Annotated in this window: 11 protein-coding genes; 6 read left to right on the top strand and 5 right to left on the bottom strand. The window is 39.5% G+C overall.

The features are described 5' to 3' along the window. Window positions 1–15 precede the first annotated feature (15 nt). Both DRF67_RS15150 and DRF67_RS15145 read right to left on the bottom strand, forming a co-directional pair. Window positions 16–1,032 (bottom strand): sugar phosphate nucleotidyltransferase, encoded by a 1,017-nt coding sequence (locus tag DRF67_RS15150; protein WP_115929139.1) that lies wholly within the window; start codon window positions 1,030–1,032, stop codon window positions 16–18. A 151-nt stretch (window positions 1,033–1,183) separates the two neighbouring features. Beyond that, window positions 1,184–2,638: a lipopolysaccharide biosynthesis protein gene (locus DRF67_RS15145; RefSeq protein WP_115929163.1), complete on the bottom strand. Its 1,455-nt coding sequence runs from the start codon at window positions 2,636–2,638 to the stop codon at window positions 1,184–1,186. Between the two features lie 199 nt (window positions 2,639–2,837). Here DRF67_RS15145 and DRF67_RS15140 point away from each other — a divergent pair, with 199 nt between their 5' ends. After that, window positions 2,838–4,175, top strand: coding sequence for a dihydroorotase (locus DRF67_RS15140; protein ID WP_115929138.1), 1,338 nt, complete (start codon window positions 2,838–2,840; stop codon window positions 4,173–4,175). A 207-nt stretch (window positions 4,176–4,382) separates the two neighbouring features. Here DRF67_RS15140 and DRF67_RS15135 read toward each other — a convergent pair whose 3' ends face one another. Next, the gene (locus DRF67_RS15135) at window positions 4,383–6,680 is read right to left on the bottom strand and encodes a GH92 family glycosyl hydrolase (RefSeq protein ID WP_115929137.1); all 2,298 of its coding nucleotides are present in this window, start codon (window positions 6,678–6,680) and stop codon (window positions 4,383–4,385) included. 124 nt (window positions 6,681–6,804) lie between these two features. Between DRF67_RS15135 and DRF67_RS15130 the strand changes: the two genes are divergently transcribed. From DRF67_RS15130 to DRF67_RS15120, 3 genes are all read left to right on the top strand, one after another. Then, on the top strand, window positions 6,805–7,686 hold the full coding sequence (locus tag DRF67_RS15130; protein ID WP_115929136.1) for an SDR family oxidoreductase: 882 nt from the start codon (window positions 6,805–6,807) through the stop codon (window positions 7,684–7,686). Between the two features lie 88 nt (window positions 7,687–7,774). Then, window positions 7,775–9,973 (top strand): M1 family metallopeptidase, encoded by a 2,199-nt coding sequence (locus DRF67_RS15125; RefSeq protein ID WP_115929135.1) that lies wholly within the window; start codon window positions 7,775–7,777, stop codon window positions 9,971–9,973. A 97-nt stretch (window positions 9,974–10,070) separates the two neighbouring features. Continuing rightward, the gene (locus DRF67_RS15120; protein ID WP_165851809.1) at window positions 10,071–10,898 is read left to right on the top strand and encodes an endonuclease/exonuclease/phosphatase family protein; all 828 of its coding nucleotides are present in this window, start codon (window positions 10,071–10,073) and stop codon (window positions 10,896–10,898) included. 4 nt (window positions 10,899–10,902) lie between these two features. On the opposite strand, the gene DRF67_RS15115 is transcribed toward DRF67_RS15120, so the two are convergent. Both DRF67_RS15115 and DRF67_RS15110 read right to left on the bottom strand, forming a co-directional pair. Continuing rightward, window positions 10,903–11,592 (bottom strand): response regulator transcription factor, encoded by a 690-nt coding sequence (locus tag DRF67_RS15115; protein WP_115929134.1) that lies wholly within the window; start codon window positions 11,590–11,592, stop codon window positions 10,903–10,905. Beyond that, on the bottom strand, window positions 11,582–12,904 hold the full coding sequence (locus DRF67_RS15110; protein ID WP_115929133.1) for a sensor histidine kinase: 1,323 nt from the start codon (window positions 12,902–12,904) through the stop codon (window positions 11,582–11,584). The genes DRF67_RS15115 and DRF67_RS15110 overlap by 11 nt, the downstream gene beginning before the upstream one ends. 226 nt (window positions 12,905–13,130) lie before the next feature. On the opposite strand from DRF67_RS15110, the gene DRF67_RS15105 reads away from it, so the two are divergent. Continuing rightward, a complete protein-coding gene (locus DRF67_RS15105; RefSeq protein WP_115929132.1) occupies window positions 13,131–15,500 on the top strand; it encodes an outer membrane beta-barrel family protein in 2,370 nt (789 codons plus the stop codon). 106 nt (window positions 15,501–15,606) lie between these two features. After that, window positions 15,607–17,472, top strand: coding sequence for a M1 family metallopeptidase (locus DRF67_RS15100; RefSeq protein WP_115929131.1), 1,866 nt, complete (start codon window positions 15,607–15,609; stop codon window positions 17,470–17,472). The last annotated feature ends 30 nt before the right edge of the window (window positions 17,473–17,502 follow it).

The following is a 17,502-nucleotide window of genomic DNA, read 5'->3' as shown; positions in this document are numbered from 1 at the left end:
TAATTTCTGCAGGGTTTATTTGGATAGAAAATCTAACACCGAGTAATCTCCAAGAGAAATTTCTCTGGCAACTCCAAAATATTGTGCTGAATTACCAATCATAGAGTTGGAAAGGTTTCCATGGTTGATTTTTGTGTTTTCCTGAATCAGAGAGTTCTCGATATTGGAATTCACGACTGTTGTATTATTTCCCAGAGAAACACCAGGTCCCACTTTAGAATTGGAGATTTTTACATTTTCACCAATAAAACATGGCTGAATAATCAATGAATTTTCAATCACCGCAGAGGCAGGATACTGTGCCATTTCCTCTTTTTCATAATCAAGTATTTTGCTGTTGGTTTCCACAGTAGCATTTTTGTTACCGCAATCCATCCAGTCATTTACTTTCCCTAAAGTGAATTTCGCTCCCTTTGCTCTGAGGTTTTCCAGTGCAGTGGTCAATTGATACTCACCCCCATTTTTAATGTCGTTGTCCATGATGTAGTTGATCTCATCCATCAGTTTTTCTGCACTGTTGAAATAATAGATACCAATGATGGCAAGATCTGAAACAAACGTCTGTGGTTTTTCTACAAAATCTGTGATGAAGCCGTAATTATCTAATTTTACGACCCCGAAAGCAGATGGATCTTCTACACTTTTCACCCAGATAACACCATCCGAGTTTTTGTCCAATTGGAAGTCTGCACGGAAAAGAGTATCTGCAAAAGCAATAACAACATCTCCCTGCATAGATTGTTCAGCACATTTGATGGCATGAGCAGTCCCAAGAGGATCATTCTGATAATAGATGCTTCCTTTTGCTCCCAATTTTTCAGCAATGTGAATAAGTGATTTTTCTATCTCAGGACCAAAATCTCCGATGATAAAAGCTACCTCTTCAATATTTTCTCCTGCAACTTTAGCAATATCTTCCACCAACCTCTGTACAATAGGTTTTCCTGCAATAGGAATAAGAGGTTTTGGAACGGTCAGTGTGTGTGGACGTAATCTGGAACCACGTCCAGCCATCGGAACAATTATTTTCATAAATGATATAAAGATGTTTTTGTTTAAATGTAATTTATTTGTTTGCTAAATATAATAATTAAAATCCCTTTCAGATACAATAATTATGATGTTTAGTGACTTAATTTGTAATTTTTAAAGCTTTATCATTATCAAAAAAGAGACCAAATGCCTATTGCTTTTTTATAATTCTTAATACTATTGCTTTTTCTTTAAAAGCTACGAGGCAAAGAAACAGGAATAGAAAGATATTTCCAACAAAATAGTTCGTTCTGAATTCATAAAACGAAACCAATGAACATCCGATAGTAAAGATCAGATACATTAAAATCTTTCCTGTATTATAATGAATAGGATATTGGCGCTGTCCCCAGATATAGGAAATAATCATCATTGACATGAATGTAATGAGCGCTGCCATGGCACTGGCCCAGTATCCATATTGGGGAATAAACAGAAAGTTGATAAGAATGGTAATGCATGCTCCCATGACCGAAATATACAGCCCAACCCTTGTCTGGTCCGATAATTTATACCAGATGGAAAGATTAAGGTATATTCCCAGAAATAATGCACCCAGCATCACAAAAGGAATGATCTCAATGCCTTCATAATAAAGAGGGTTGCTTAAATATTTTTCTGATATCCACTGCAGATTCACCATTAAAGCCATATAAATGATACAGCTGCAGATGACAAAAACGTCCATCAATACGGCATAGGTCTTATGGGAATCTTTATTTTTGAAACTTGAAAAGAAGTAGGGTTCAATACCCAGTTGGTAAGCCTGCCTGAACACGGTAATAAATGTTGCGATCTTATAAACGGCACCATACACCCCGATTTGGTGGCGGGCTTCCTCTTCAGGAAGTAAATATTTTAAGAACTGTCTGTCCAGGGTCTGATTGACAATACCGGCAAGCCCTGCAATCATTACCGGCCACGAATAGCTCATGATCCTTTTCCATAAACCAAAGTCAAACTTTGAAATACTGAAACTGAAAAATTCTTTTCCTACAATGAGAAGGGTAATAATGCTCTGTATAAGATTAGCGATAAAAACATAGCCCACTCCAAAGTCCGGGTTGTATTTGAGTCCCAATAAACCCTCCGGATGATTGGGCAGCCATCTTATAAAGAATATAACCAGTAAGAAATACACTACGGAACCGGCTACTTTAGAAAACATATATTTAAAGGCTTTGCCCTGAAGTCTCAATATCGCTGACGGGATTGTAGAAAAAGCATCCAGTGAAAGAATAAATAAAAAGATCACCAGGTAATTGACCTGATCTGGTGTTTCAAAGGCCTGGGCCAGCTGAAAACGGAACACATATCCTAAGATGAGGTAGATAAGTCCCATGCTGATAATACTCACCGAACACGTAGAAATTAAAGTCTTTTTATCAATATTCTCTTCCTGTGCAAACCGGAAGAAGGAAGTCTCCATACCGTGGGTAAGCAATACGGTAATAACTCCTGCAATGGAATACCAATCTACAAATGGAGATGAAGCCGAAGGTCCGAAAGCTTTGGTTACAATAGGAGCAATAATGAACGGGAAAATACGGACCAATACAGAACTCAGTCCATATACCGCTGTTTGCCCAAATAATTTCTTATACAATTCGAAAAATTTTATGCAAATGTAAATATTTAGAAATTGATTTTTAACAGGGATATTAAAATTCATCCATAAACCTTAATTTTGCTTTTTATAGAAGTCCGGCAACTGGAGTTTGAGATTGGTAAATGACTTTTTACCTATAATAGACTGCTCACGTTACTCTGACTGTACATCTCTAATATCTAATTCTAAGTTAAAAATGAAAACCCTTATCAAGAACGTAAAAATCGTCAACGAAGGAAAAGTCTTTGAAAGCGATATCTTAATAGAAAATGATTTAATTTCTAAAATTGCCACCGGTATTTCTGAAGAGGCAGATCAGATCATTGACGGCTCCGGGAAGTATCTTCTTCCGGGTGTTATAGACGATCAGGTACATTTCCGTGAGCCGGGTCTTACTCATAAAGGTGATATTGAAACTGAGTCAAGATCAGCTATCGCAGGTGGAATAACAAGTTTTATCGATCAGCCAAATACAGTTCCGAATGCTGTTACACAGGAATTGTTAGCAGATAAATATGAAATCGGAGCTCAGAAAGCCTACGCCAACTATGGTTTTATGATGGGTGGAACCAATGATAATCTTGAGGAGGTTTTAAAAACAAATCCAAGGAATGTACCGGGAATAAAATTGTTTCTAGGTTCGTCTACAGGAAACATGCTGGTAGATAATCCTGAAACGCTGGAAAATATTTTCAGCAATACCAAAATGCTGATTGCCGTTCACTGTGAGGATGAAGCTACCATCAGAGCGAATACCCAAAAGTATATGGATGAATATGGGGAAGATATTCCCGTAAAGTTTCATCACCTGATCAGAAGTGAGGAAGCCTGTTATACATCTTCATCGAAAGCGATTGAGCTTGCGCAGAAAACAGGAGCCAGACTTCATGTTTTCCATCTTTCCACAGCCAAGGAAACTTCACTTTTCCGAAACGATATTCCGTTACAAGATAAAAAAATAACAGCAGAAGTATGTGTTCACCATCTGACCTTTACCAATGAGGATTATGAAACAAAAGGAGGCTTGATCAAATGGAATCCGGCGGTAAAAACCCAGCAAGACAAAGATGGGCTGTGGGAAGCATTATTGGATGACAGAATTGATGTGATTGCTACAGATCACGCCCCGCACACTGCTGAAGAAAAACAGAATGTATATACAAAATGCCCTTCAGGGGCTCCTCTGGTTCAGCATTCGTTGGTAGTCATGCTGGAAAACTACAGAAACGGTAAAATTTCATTGGAGAAAATTGTTCAAAAGATGTGTCATAATCCGGCGATTCTATTCAGAGTGGAGAAAAGAGGATTTGTGAAAGAAGGCTATAAAGCCGATCTTGTTTTGGTGGACCTTAATGAAGACTGGACAGTATCCAAAGATAATTTACTGTACAAGTGTGGGTGGAGCCCGCTGGAAGGAATGAACTTCCATTCTAAAGTTACCCATACCTTTGTAAATGGTCATCTGGTATATGATAACGGAAAAATAGCAGAAGAGAAATTCGGGGAACGTTTGCTTTTTGAAGCAAGAGATTAATAGTATATAATCGAAGAATAGAGTCTCAGCTTAGTCTGAGATTGTCACGATAATTCAAAAGAGCGGGCTGTAGCCCGCTTTCTTATTTTTATCATGGATCATAGGCTTTGGCCGAAACTTATTCTAGCGCTCGCAGATCTGGGAGATTACGCAGATTTTTAAACCCAGTCATCTGCTCAATTCACAAAATCGGCGAGAATATATTCTTTACTTTTTCGCCTTATTTCCCATGTAAAATATCAGCTTCCCACCATTCATAATCTCAGAATGCTTCAGCGTAAAGTTTTTAATCTCTTTTCCATTCAAAAGAACCTTTTGAACATATACATTTTTCGGACTCTGATTGATTGCTTCAATTTCAAATGTTTTTCCGTTTTCGAGATTCAAAATGGCGTGGTCAATAGCTGGGCTTCCGATTGAATAATCTTCAGAACCTGGAGCTACAGGATAAAAACCTAACGAACTCAGAAGGTACCATGCACTCATCTGCCCCGCATCATCATTTCCTCCCAGTCCATCGGGAGTTGCTTTGTACTGCATTTCCAGGATACGGCGGATCTGTGCCTGTGTTTTCCAGGGTTGTCCGGCCCAGTTGTAAAGATAGGCCACGTGGTGCGCAGGCTCATTGCCATGAACATATCCACCAATGATTCCTTCCCGGGTAATATCTTCGGTATCTGCGAAAAACTCATCAGGAAGGTGCATGGTAAATAACTCGTCCAGTTTCGAGGCAAACTTTTTCTTACCACCCATCATTTTTATCAGTTCATCCGGGTTTTGTGGTACAAAGAAACTGTAGTTCCAGGAATTCCCTTCAATAAAACCCTGCCCATGTGTGCTCAGTACATCAAACTCTTTTTTAAAACTTCCGTCGGCTAAACGTGGACGCATAAATCCGATGGTCTTGTCAAAATTGTTTTTCCAGTTTTCAGAACGTTTAATAAACTGATTGTAGATTTCTGTTTCTCCAAGGTGTTTTGCCAACTGTGCAATCGCCCAGTCGTCGTACGCATACTCCAATGTATTGGACACTGAGGTCCCAATTCTTTCAGCAGCAATATAGCCTGAATCTATGTATTGCCCGATTCCTTCATAATTCTTTTTATTGGCAGTTTCTATGCAGGCCTTCAGGGCTTCTTTAGGGTCTCCTGTGTAATTTCCTTTGATAATGGCGTCTGCTACTACACTTACGCTGTGGTAGCCACTCATACACCAGTTATCATTGGCATAATGAGACCATACCGGCAGCATTTTCATAGAAAACTGATCATAATGAGCCATCATTGATTTTACCATATCATTGTTCCGTGCAGGCTGAATGATGTTGAAGAACGGATGGAGTGCCCTGTAGGTATCCCAGAGAGAAAAAGTAGTATAGTTGGTAAAACCTTCTGCTTTATGGACGTTCTGGTCCAGTCCTTTATACTCTCCGTTGACATCTGTGTATGTAGTGGGATTGATAAAGGTATGATACATGGCTGTATAAAAATTGGTCTTTTCGGTATCGGAACCTTTGATAACAATTTTGTTTAATTCTTTATTCCAGTTTTCCTGTGCCTTGCTTTTCACCTGGTCAAAAGAAAGATTTCCCGTCTCTTTTTCAAGATTTTCCAATGCATTGGCCTGGCTTACCGGGGAAATAGCGAGTCTGATTTCAATGGCCTCATTTTCTTGGGTATCAAAATCAAAATGCATTTTCAGATTTTTTCCTGCGATTTCAGGAAAGTTTTCGTTCTGATCAAACTTTCTCCAAAAGCCTTTGTAAACCTGGTTTTTATCATAATTTTTCTGTCCGTATGATCTAAAGGGTTTTGAAAATTTCATTGCAAAATAAACAGTTCTGGTTCTTGCCCAGCCATTGGTCTGCCGGTAACCGGTAACGGTATTTCCATTTTCGACACGAACGTAGGTCCATACGTTCTTTCCGTCATAGTTATAAATGCCGGCCATAAGATCCAGAATAATATGTGATTGATCAGACTTCGGGAAAGTATACCGGTGAACACCTACTCTTGTGGTAGCTGTTAATTCTGCCATAATCTGATGGTCATCCAGTTTTACTTTGTAATATCCGGCCTCTGCTTTTTCATTCTGGTGGGAAAAGCGGCTTCTGTAGCCATTTTCAGGATGGGATGCCGTTCCCGGGTTCATCTGAAGCTTTCCGACTGTAGGCATAATCAGAAAATCTCCCAGATCAGAATGTCCTGTTCCGCTGAAGTGTGTTGAACTGAAGCCGGTAATGCTTTTATCTTCGTAACGGTATCCTGCGCAGTATTTGTAGACCTCCCCATTGTACTTTCCATTCAGTTCATAGGAGATGGTGTCTGTTTCAGGGCTTAGCTGGATGGCTCCGAAGGGAACCGTTGCACCCGGATAGGTGTGCCCCATTTTTTCAGTTCCGATCAAAGGGTTCACATACTGGTATAGTTTTTCGAATTTCTGAGCATTAAAATGTACACTGCAGAACAGCAGCAACAGAACAACAGGAGTTCCCGGATTTTTCATAAAGCGTAAATTATCAAATGATAAAATTAGTTAAAAATCAACGAATATTATTTATGGCATTATTTATAAATTTAAATTAGGGGCAATCCGTTCAATATTTATTATTTTTAAGAAAAAATATTTTATGAGTCTATATACACAACCGATGCTGCGCGAAGGAGCACTAAAAGATAAAGTGGCCATTGTAACTGGTGGCGGAAGCGGCCTTGGAAAAGCCATGACAAAATACTTTCTCGAGTTGGGAGCCCGGGTAGTGATCACTTCCAGAAACCTGGAAAAACTGCAGGCTACAGCAAAGGAACTGGAGGAAGAAACCGGAGGTAAAGTTCTTTGTGTATCCTGTGATGTGAGAAACTGGGATGAGGTGGAAGCTATGAAGGAGGCGACTTTGAAAGAATTTGGTAAAATCGATATTCTCTTAAACAATGCAGCTGGAAATTTCATTTCTCCGACAGAAAAACTTACCCATTCTGCTTTTGATTCTATTTTGGATATTGTTTTGAAAGGAACCAAAAATTGCACGCTCTCGGTAGGTAAACATTGGATAGACTCTAAAACGCCGGGAACCGTTTTGAATATTGTAACCACCTATGCCTGGACAGGATCTGCTTTTGTAGTGCCATCTGCCTGTGCTAAGGCAGGTGTTTTGGCAATGACCCGCTCACTGGCAGTAGAATGGGCAAAGTATGGCATACGTTTCAACGCTATTGCGCCGGGGCCTTTCCCTACTAAAGGAGCGTGGGACAGGCTTCTTCCGGGAGATCTTCAGGAGAAATTTGATATGAAGAAAAAAGTTCCCTTGAGAAGAGTAGGTGAGCATCAGGAGCTGGCTAATCTTGCCGCATATTTGGTTTCCGACTATTCTGCCTATATGAATGGTGAAGTAGTAACCATTGATGGTGGAGAATGGCTTCAGGGTGCGGGAGAGTTTAATATGCTCGAGGCTATTCCCAAAGAAATGTGGGATGCTTTGGAGGCAATGATCAAGGCTAAAAAATCAAATTAATAAAAAAATATATATAAAATGTTCCCGGATTTGTAACAATTCCGGGTTTTTTTTTTACCTATACAGAACATAATAATAATTTTTTCTAATGAATTTTAAACTTCCAACCCTTGTTTCGGCGATGGCAGTCTTACTGTTTTCAGATCCTGTCTATGCCCAGGAAAGCCCGAAATATGATTATATCGAAGCGTTTAAACCGTTTTTCTATCCTCAGACGGGTACTGAAACCAGATCTGCAAGCGGGCAGCCGGGACACGCGTATTGGCAGAATTCTGCAGATTACCATTTGAAGGTCAGCCTGAATGAAACTAAGAAAGAAGTTACAGGTACGGCAGAGATTGTCTATACCAATAACAGCCCGGATAAAATGAATTTTCTCTGGCTGCAGCTTGACCAAAATTTATTCGCAAAAGAGTCCCGTGGGAACGCAGTAGTTCCTATTTCCGGAAGCAGAAATGGTGCACACGGGGAAGAACTTGAAGGCGGATACGCTATTAAATCGGTGAAGCTTGACGGTAGGGACGTACCATATACTATTACCGATACAAGAATGCAGATCGATCTTCCAAAGGAACTGAAGGCCAGAGGAGGCGTTGCTAAGATTACCATCGACTATTCTTTTGTTTCCCCGGAGTATGGCTCAGACAGAATGGGGGTGCAGGATACAAAGAATGGTAAAATTTTTACGATGGCACAATGGTATCCGAGAATGTGTGTATACGATGATGTGCTGGGATGGAACACCCTGCCTTATCTCGGAGCTTCGGAATTTTATCTGGAGTATGGAAATATAACTGCTGATATTACCGTACCGGCAAATCATTATGTGGTGGCCTCCGGAGAGCTCCTGAATGAGAAGGAGGTTTACAGTAAAGAAGAAATTAACCGATGGAATCAGGCAAGAAACAGTGATAAAACAGTAATGATCCGTTCCGAATCTGAAATAGGTACCCATAAAGCTTCCGGAACAAAAACATGGAAGTTTAAAATCACGCAGGCAAGAGACTTCGCATGGGCTTCATCAGCCGGATTTATTCTGGATGCTGCTAAAATCAACTTACCCAGCGGGAAAAAATCTCTTGCCGTTTCAGCGTACCCAGCCGAAAGCGCCGGGGAAAGTGCCTGGGGCAGATCTACAGAATATACCAAAGCTGCGATAGAACATTATTCAAAAAAATGGTATGAGTATACTTATCCTGTAGCAACCAATGTGGCAGGAAACGAGGGAGGAATGGAATATCCGGGAATTGTTTTTTGTCACATGACCTCTAAAGGAGAAGATCTGTGGGGAGTGACCGATCACGAATTCGGACACAATTGGTTTCCAATGATAGTAGGGTCTAATGAAAGACTGTTTGCATGGATGGATGAGGGGTTCAATACCTTTATCAACGGACTTTCAACAGAAGCTTTTAATAAAGGCGAATACTACAGAAAAGATAAAATGGCTGAGGTAGGAGGTTTTCTTATGGGAGATCAGCTGGAACCTGTAATGGTAGGTCCGGATAATATGAAAGAAAGAAATATCGGGGCTTTGGCATATTATAAACCTGGAGCAGGACTGTCTGTTTTAAGAGAATCGGTTCTGGGCCCTGAAAAATTCGATAAGGCATTCAGAACTTATATCGATCGCTGGGCATTTAAGCATCCTACTCCGTGGGACTTCTTCCATACCATGGAGAATGTTTCGGGTGAAGAACTGAACTGGTTTTGGAGAGGTTGGTTTTTCAATCGATGGAAAATAGATCAGGCGATTAAAAATGTACGGTACTTCAGTGGGGATTACAAACAAGGAGCACAGATTACGATCGAAAATATTGGCCAGATGCCAATGCCTACAATAGTCCAGATCAAATTTAAAGATGGTACTTCAAAAATGGTGAAAATACCGGTGGAAGTGTGGAAAAGGAATACAGAATGGACATTTAAAGTAAATTCTGATAAAGAAATTGATGAAGTAAAACTGGATCCTGAAGCGATGATTCCGGACAGTGATCTGAAAAACAACACCTGGAAAGCCTCGGAAGCAAAACCTGAAGATAAAATTAAAGCAAAGGATTTTGAAGGCACTTATGGAAGCAAAGAAATTAAATTAAAAATTACTTTTTCTGAAAAAAACGGACAGCTGTACGGAATGATTTTCGGACAGCCCGGGTTTCCACTCCAATACATTGGAGATCACAAATTTACCTATGAGCAGATGGATATGACCATTGTTTTCAGTAAAGACAAAAAGACGATGATACTTACTGAGGGGGGGCGTGATTTAAAATTCAGTAAAGAATAATCTTCAGAATAAAAATAATTTAACAATATTATGATATAGATAAGACTTTTCTGTGGTGGAGAAGTCTTATTTTTGTCTCTGATTGATAAAATAGATTATGAATTACAGATTTTCAATGGTATTCCTGATGCTTTTTGCTTGGGGATTTTCACAGGACCTTACCGTAATGAGTTTCAATATCAGGCTTAATGTTGATTCTGATAAAGAAAATGCCTGGCCTCAGAGGAAACAGGATGTTACCGATTTGCTCACCTATTATCATCCGGATTATTTCGGAGTACAGGAAGCTCTTCCGGAACAGATGAAAGATATCAAAAACGGATTGAAAGAGTATAATTATGTGGGAGTAGGAAGAGATGATGGTAAAGATAAAGGTGAATATTCGGCAATTTTTTATGATGTAAACAGGCTGGAAGTGATCAGGTCGGGGACATTCTGGCTATCCGAGACTCCTGAAAAGCCTTCTAAAGGCTGGGATGCTGCATTGAACAGGATCTGTACCTATGCTTTATTTAAAGATAAAAAAACGAAAAAAGAATTTATGGCTATGAATCTTCACTTCGATCATATAGGCAATGTAGCAAGAGTAAAATCATCTGAGCTGATTCTTAAAAAGATCAAAGAACTTAATCCCGGAAATCTGCCGGTAACATTGAGCGGCGATTTTAACCTGACAGACGATACAGAACCTGTTAAAATTCTTTCGCAGCATTTGAAAGATACTTTTTATCATTCCGGAACAAAACATTATGGTCCGATAGGAACCTTTACAGCCTTTAATGTCAATGAAGTCCCTAAAGAACGGATTGATTATATTTTCACCAAAGGCTTTAAGATAAATTCTCACAGGCATATCAACGACAGAAGAGAAAATCTGCTGTATCCATCAGACCACTTCCCGGTTTTGGTATCCCTTTCCTTGTAAACAATTAACTTCCCGGAAAATCAACTTCAAATCCAATTCCTCTAAGGGATTGGATTTTGATTTCAGGATCATGAGCGAAATACTTTCTGAGTCTGCTGATAAATACATCAAGGCTTCGTCCGGTAAAGTAATCGTTAGTCTCCCAGATGGTATTAAGGATGTCATCTCTTGTAATCATTGAATGATTGTGTTTCAGAAGATACAATAAAAGTTCCTGCTCCCGGACGGTCAGCCGAATATCTCCGTCAGGATGGGAGAGTAGAAGCTTTGTGGAGTCCAGCATGTATTGGCCGATGTTTGCGAGCGATTCCGGGGTATTGGGTGCTGTTCTTTTCAGGATATTTTTAATTCTTAAAACGAGCTCTTCAGGATCGCACGGTTTCGCAATATAATCATCAGCTCCTATTTTCAATCCGGTTACACGGTCTATCTTCTGATTCTTTGCTGTTAAAAAAAGCAGGGGGAAACTGTTGTTTTCTTTAATGATCATCCGGGCAAGAGAGAAGCCATCAATATTGGGCATCATCACATCCAGGATTCCCAGATCAAAAGGGAAATCAGAAGAAGAAATCATTGGCTCAATATCCTGAGGATTCTGATACCAGCTGACGTCAAAATTTTCAAGTTCCAGATATTGTTTCAGGATCATTCCGAAATCCGGATCGTCTTCTGCCAGAAGGATTTTAGTTTTCATAAGGAATTGATATTTTAAAAGTACTTCCCACACCTGGTTGGCTGGAAACCTCTATTTTACCGTGATAAGCTGTGATTATTTTTTTTACAAAATAGAGTCCCAGTCCCAGCCCTTTGCTGTTGTGAATATTATTGGCCTGTATTCGATAGAATTTTTCAAATATATTATTTAATTCTTTACCTTCCATGCCTTTACCATTGTCCGAAACTTCAATCTCCAGGTTTTGCAGAGAATGGCTTACTTTCGTACTAACAGCAGAAGCCCCATATTTGACACTGTTTTCACAAAGGTTTTTAATGACGGTCTCCATAAGGTTTCTATCGACAGGCAGTTTGCGGGCCAGGTGGCTTTCAAAGATAAAATCGACATCAGGGTAAGTCGCTGCCAGATCCTGGATGAAAAAATTCCAGTCGCGGGGTTCAATTTCAGTAGCCTCTTCCGGCAGTTCATCCTTGTGAAGCTGGGACATCAGGCTTTCAAGCCGTGAAATCTGTCTGTCAATAAGGGGAAGCGTTTCCGGATTCCAGTCTTTTTTTAAGGTTTTGGAAGCAATTTTTAATGTAGCAATAGGTGTTTTAAACTCATGTGAAATGTTATCCACAATACTGTGGAGAACTTCCACCTGTTTTTGCTGTCTGACCAGATTTTGAATGGTGAAAATATAGAGAAGAAGTACTCCGGAAAGCAGCGCAATACAACAAATAATCAACAAGGTAAGCTCTTTGAAAACAAGACTTTTGATATTTCTTACCTCGTAATCTGTCTGGCTTTTGATCAGAAAAGTATCCCGCCTTTCAACCTGTGCATTATTCGAATCATTTTTTTTGGTGGTGGACGTTTCCCAACTTCCGTTGCTTGCAATTTTTGGATTTTTAACCTTTTCTTTGGTTTCAAAAATAACGATCGGTTGATCAATGATCTTAGCACTGTCCGGAAGATGTATAATGGAGATATATTGAATTCGTGCCGATATTTTATAGCCGTCTTTATGGAGACGCATGGCGAGGTAACGGTTAAGTTTTGCCCTGGCGGCTTGTCTGTTGTTGATAAACTCATTCAAAAACTCTTTTCTGCCTATTTTCCTGTCATAGTACCGGATGATGATTTTCTGGAGAGAGTCATCCTTCGTTTCTTTCGTTTCATGAAGGTCTTCAAGATCATCGATGTAGCTGATAAGCCCGTCATTAACGGATCTGTAGATATCCCTTTCTTTTACCTGATAGGTTTTGTACATAAAATATACCTGAATTCCCAGCAGAAGCAGGAATAAAGCTGCAAAAACAGAAAGAAGGTATTTACTCTTGGTTATCATCAAATACAAAGATAAAAATTAAGTCATTCACCATCCTGCCCTATAGGGCTATTAACCTTTTGTTAACCTGTAGCTGTAAAGTTTGTATGGTAAGGATAAAACAGATCGGTAATAAAAACAGCATTAACTCATCATTAACCTAGTGTTAACCGAGTTTCTCCAGGCTAAAACAGAATTTTGTACGGTAAAAACAGGAGTATAATTTACTTTATAAATAATTCTGAACATGTATAAAATAATTCTTTTTCTATGCTTTCCACTATTGATGTTTGCGCAGAAACAAAAGATCGAAGGTATGGTTTTTAACACCGAAAATGAAAAACTCCCAGCGGCAAGTGTGGAACTTTTTGATTCCCGCGGCAACTTAGTTAAAATCATTAAAACAGACGATCATGGAGTTTTCACACTGGAAGGAATCACAGAGCAGGAGATCAAAATGGTGATCAGGAGTAAAGGGTATCTGATATATGAACAGAAACTGAATCTGGAAAAGCCGGGTTCTCTGAATATTGTTCTTAAAAAACAAACCCTGGAAATAGAGGAGGTAGTGATGACCCGGCGTAAGCCAGTGGTAAAAAGAAAGATTGACCGTCTGGAATTCAATGTGGAAAACAGCAATATCTCATCCCTCAATGCATGGGAAATTTTGAAAAATACGCCCAGTGTAACGGTAAACAATAATGTACTCAGCGTAAAGGGAAGCACTGGAATTCTGGTGACGATTAACGATAAAAAGACAATGCTGACGGGTGATGAACTTAGAAACCTTCTCGAAAATACACAAGGTGATGAGGTGAAATCAGTAGAAGTAATTACCAATCCGCCTGCCAAATATGAAGCTTCCGGAAGTGCAGTACTGAATATCGTCCTGAATAAAAATACCATTGAGGGGTACCGTGGCATTCTGTCATCCAAATATGTGCAGACACAGTATGCAAAAGGGGTCTTTGGGACCTCTCAGTATTACAAAAAAGATAAGCTGTCTCTTATGGCGGGTTACTATAAAGGGCTAGGGACCTACTACCGGGAAGGGACGGACCATGTCAATTATCAGGAAAGCGGAACCCGCTGGGTGAGCACAATGAACAGAAAAGATAAAAACATGAGCCAGAATACTTTGAATTTTAATGCAGAATATGCGTTGGACAGCCTGACTGGTATAAGTCTCAATTATTCGGGATTTTTTTCTCCGGAATCCTCCGGAACGTACAATGTACCGACTTTAATTTACAACACTCAAAATGTAGTAGAATCAAACTATACCACGATCAACGATCACCGCACCCGAACCATTAATAATTCTGTGAGCTTGCAGGTAGACAGGAAGCTGAATAAAAAGAGCAGCCTTTCATGGATCAGTTATTTCACTGGAAATAATGCAGATAAATATCAAAATGTGATCACCTATCTTAATTTTGCAGATCAACTTCCAAAGGAAGAAAATTTTCTGACTCAAAATAAAGCAGATGTCCAGTTATATTCCACTCAGGTTGATTATCAGTGGAAGAATGATAAACTGGAACTGGAATCCGGAGCTAAGTACAGCTTTGTAAAAACCAACAGCAGGCTCGATTTTTCTGATAACGAAAATGAAGAGCTGCAATACAGACCTGATAAAAGCAGTGTTTTTGACTATAAGGAACAAAATGCAGCCCTGTATTCTTCTTTGGCCTACAACATCGGGAAGTGGAATTTTAAGGCAGGGTTGCGCGCAGAAATGACCGACCTGGAAGGGATTGTCTCAGAACCTTATGACTATAATAAGAATAACTACTGGAGTTTCTTTCCAACTTTTTATGCACAGTATACCACAGAGAATAAACAGGAATTTGGGTTTTCCTATGGAAAGAGAATAAGCAGACCATCCTATGCCTGGCTGAATCCTGCAAAATCGTATTATAACCTCTTTTCGTATTACCAGGGAGATCCCAAATTAAAGGCAACCATCACTCATAATCTTAATCTTACCTACTCCTGGAAAGACTGGAATATGGATCTGTATTACCGGAAAGAGATGAATCCGTCTATGGAAATCTCATTTCAGGAACCCACTACCAATAGCCTTATTTATTACTTTACCAATATTGAAAAAGGAGAAGCTTTCGGACTCAGTATGTATAAAAATTTTCAGATTAAACCTTGGTGGAATGTTATTCTGTCAGAAAATATTGAACACAATGAAAATTATTTCAAAGGAATTGACGGACTGCTCTATAAAAATAAGGTATGGAACTGGGTTTCCAATATCTCCACAAGCATTACTCTTAATAAAAATGCAGATTGGAAAATGGAAATGGGACACCGATATTACTCACCGGGGATACAGGGGACTTTTAGAATTTCAGGCTCCTGGTCTGCCTACTTTGTGATGAATCGTAAATTCTTTTCCAAAAAACTCGAAGCAAGCCTTGTTGTAAATGATATCTTCCGGACAACAGGACAAAAGGTAAGCACAAAATACGCCAATCAGGATAATTACTTTCTCGATTACAACGATACACAGGGATTTACGCTTTCCCTGAAGTTTAATTTTGGAAATCAGGCGGTAAAGAATGCAAAAACCATTAAAAAGACCGAAGAAGAGAATAGACTGTAGAAATTTCAATAAAAAACCAATTACCATAATACATTATTATAGAAGAAATGATCGATCTGTGTTACATTTTCGCTATTTTTGATACTTATCGTTAAAAAAGATCATTATGAAGAAAATTTTTTCCGGAATGCTGGTGGTGATTTCTTTACTGCAGTTGTCTGCCCAGGAATTGTACATGCCTAGAAATATCAAAAAAGCCTATGAAAAAGGGACCCGTGATGTTTCAGGAGCTCCGGGTAAAAACTATTGGCAGAACAAGGGAGTTTACAATGTGCAAGTGAAAGTGGATGCCGTTACAAAGGTGGTTTCCGGAAAAGAGACGATTATGTACACCAACAGTAGCCCGGATCAACTCAATGAGCTGGCTATACGGTTTGTCAATAATCTTCACAAACCGCAATCGCCAAGATCCGGATCGGTTTCCAAAGATTTTCTATCTTCAGGCCTTAAGATCAAATCTTTCATTGTCAACGGTGAAAAGTATGAGGTCGACAGCGATGCCTGGGGTACGGTTGAAAAAGTAAAATTGAAATCCGCCCTCCCGTCAAAAGCCAAAGCTGAGGTTAAAATCGAGTGGGAGTATCCGCTTTCAGTACAGAGCGGGAGAGAAGGGCAGATCGATCCGGAAACATTTTATGTGGCGTACTCCTTCCCGAGAATTTCTGTGTATGATGATTATAATGGCTGGGATATGCTGCCGCATTCGGACAGGCAGGAGTTTTATAATGATTTCAACGACTACAGTTTTGCCATCACGGCACCTAAGAACTACGTTGTTTGGGCCACAGGTGATTTCCTGAATCCCGACGCTGTTCTTCAGCCGGAATATTTAAAGCGATATAAAGCTTCTCTGAAAAGTGATAAGCTGATGCATATTGCTACGGAAGAAGAAATGAAGGCCGGAAAGGTAACGCGCCAAAATAAGTGGAACGTATGGAAATTTAAAGCCAGCCATATTACAGATTTCTGTTTTGCATTGAGCAATCATTATGTATGGGATGCTGCCAGCGTACAGCTGAAAACCAAACGGGCCAGTGTACAAGCCGGATACAAGGCAGGAGCAAAAGATTTTGAGCATTATGTAGACTGGATGCGCTATAATATAGATTGGTTTTCTAAAAAATGGCCCGGTGTGGAATACCCTTATAATGTAATGACAGCAATCCAGGGCTATGCAGATATGGAATATCCAATGATGATTAATGATACCAGTATTCCTGATGACCTTAAGGATGCAAGGCTGACAGCAGATCATGAGATTGCCCATACCTATTTCCCTTTTTATATGGGGATCAATGAAACAAGATATGCTTTCATGGATGAAGGCTGGGCTACAACACTGGAATATCTTATCGGAATAGATGAAAACGGAGAAGAAGCCGCCAAGGAATTTTATAAAAATTTCCGTGTTAAAAGATGGATCAATGATCCTTCTGCAGAACAGGACCAGCCGGTGATTACGATGAGTACTCAGGTAAGTGGTGCAGGATATGGAAATAATTCCTATGTGAAATCATCCCTTTCCTATCTGGCCTTAAAAGATTATTTGGGAGATGAGGTGTTCAAAAAAGCCTTACATCATTATATGAATAATTGGAACGGTAAACATCCTGTCCCATGGGATTATTTCAATTCTATGAATACCGGTTCGGGAAAAAATCTAAATTGGTTTTTCTACAACTGGTTCTATACCAATAATTATATTGACTTAAAAGTAAGTGGAGCGTCACAGATGAATGATCTGCTTACCGTAAATGTTCTCAATGTTGGAGGATTTGCAATTCCGTTTGATGCTGTTCTGGCCTATGAGGATGGAACAACCGAAAGACTGCATTTTTCACCTTCAGTTTGGGAAAAGGATCAGAAAATGACCGATCTTGTCATCCCGATTAAGAAAAAAGTGAAATCTGTACAGCTGGACGGAGATCTCTTCATGGATTATACTCCGGAAGATAATACCAAAAACTTATAGAAAAGTGTAAGCCTTCAGATCATTCTGAAG

It is taken from the genome of Chryseobacterium pennipullorum, assembly GCF_003384725.1.
Lineage (GTDB): Bacteria > Bacteroidota > Bacteroidia > Flavobacteriales > Weeksellaceae > Chryseobacterium > Chryseobacterium pennipullorum.
The sequence above is the reverse complement of the archived record's forward strand: the minus strand, read 5'-3'. Positions and strand labels throughout refer to the sequence as shown.

Coding starts and splice junctions, on each gene's coding strand:
- DRF67_RS15150 (WP_115929139.1), bottom strand. CDS start 1,032: ATGAAAATAATTGTTCCGATGGCTGGACGTGGTTCCAGATTACGTCCA.
- DRF67_RS15140 (WP_115929138.1), top strand. CDS start 2,838: ATGAAAACCCTTATCAAGAACGTAAAAATCGTCAACGAAGGAAAAGTC.
- DRF67_RS15135 (WP_115929137.1), bottom strand. CDS start 6,680: ATGAAAAATCCGGGAACTCCTGTTGTTCTGTTGCTGCTGTTCTGCAGT.
- DRF67_RS15130 (WP_115929136.1), top strand. CDS start 6,805: ATGAGTCTATATACACAACCGATGCTGCGCGAAGGAGCACTAAAAGAT.
- DRF67_RS15125 (WP_115929135.1), top strand. CDS start 7,775: ATGAATTTTAAACTTCCAACCCTTGTTTCGGCGATGGCAGTCTTACTG.
- DRF67_RS15120 (WP_165851809.1), top strand. CDS start 10,071: ATGAATTACAGATTTTCAATGGTATTCCTGATGCTTTTTGCTTGGGGA.
- DRF67_RS15115 (WP_115929134.1), bottom strand. CDS start 11,592: ATGAAAACTAAAATCCTTCTGGCAGAAGACGATCCGGATTTCGGAATG.
- DRF67_RS15110 (WP_115929133.1), bottom strand. CDS start 12,904: ATGATAACCAAGAGTAAATACCTTCTTTCTGTTTTTGCAGCTTTATTC.
- DRF67_RS15105 (WP_115929132.1), top strand. CDS start 13,131: ATGTATAAAATAATTCTTTTTCTATGCTTTCCACTATTGATGTTTGCG.
- DRF67_RS15100 (WP_115929131.1), top strand. CDS start 15,607: ATGAAGAAAATTTTTTCCGGAATGCTGGTGGTGATTTCTTTACTGCAG.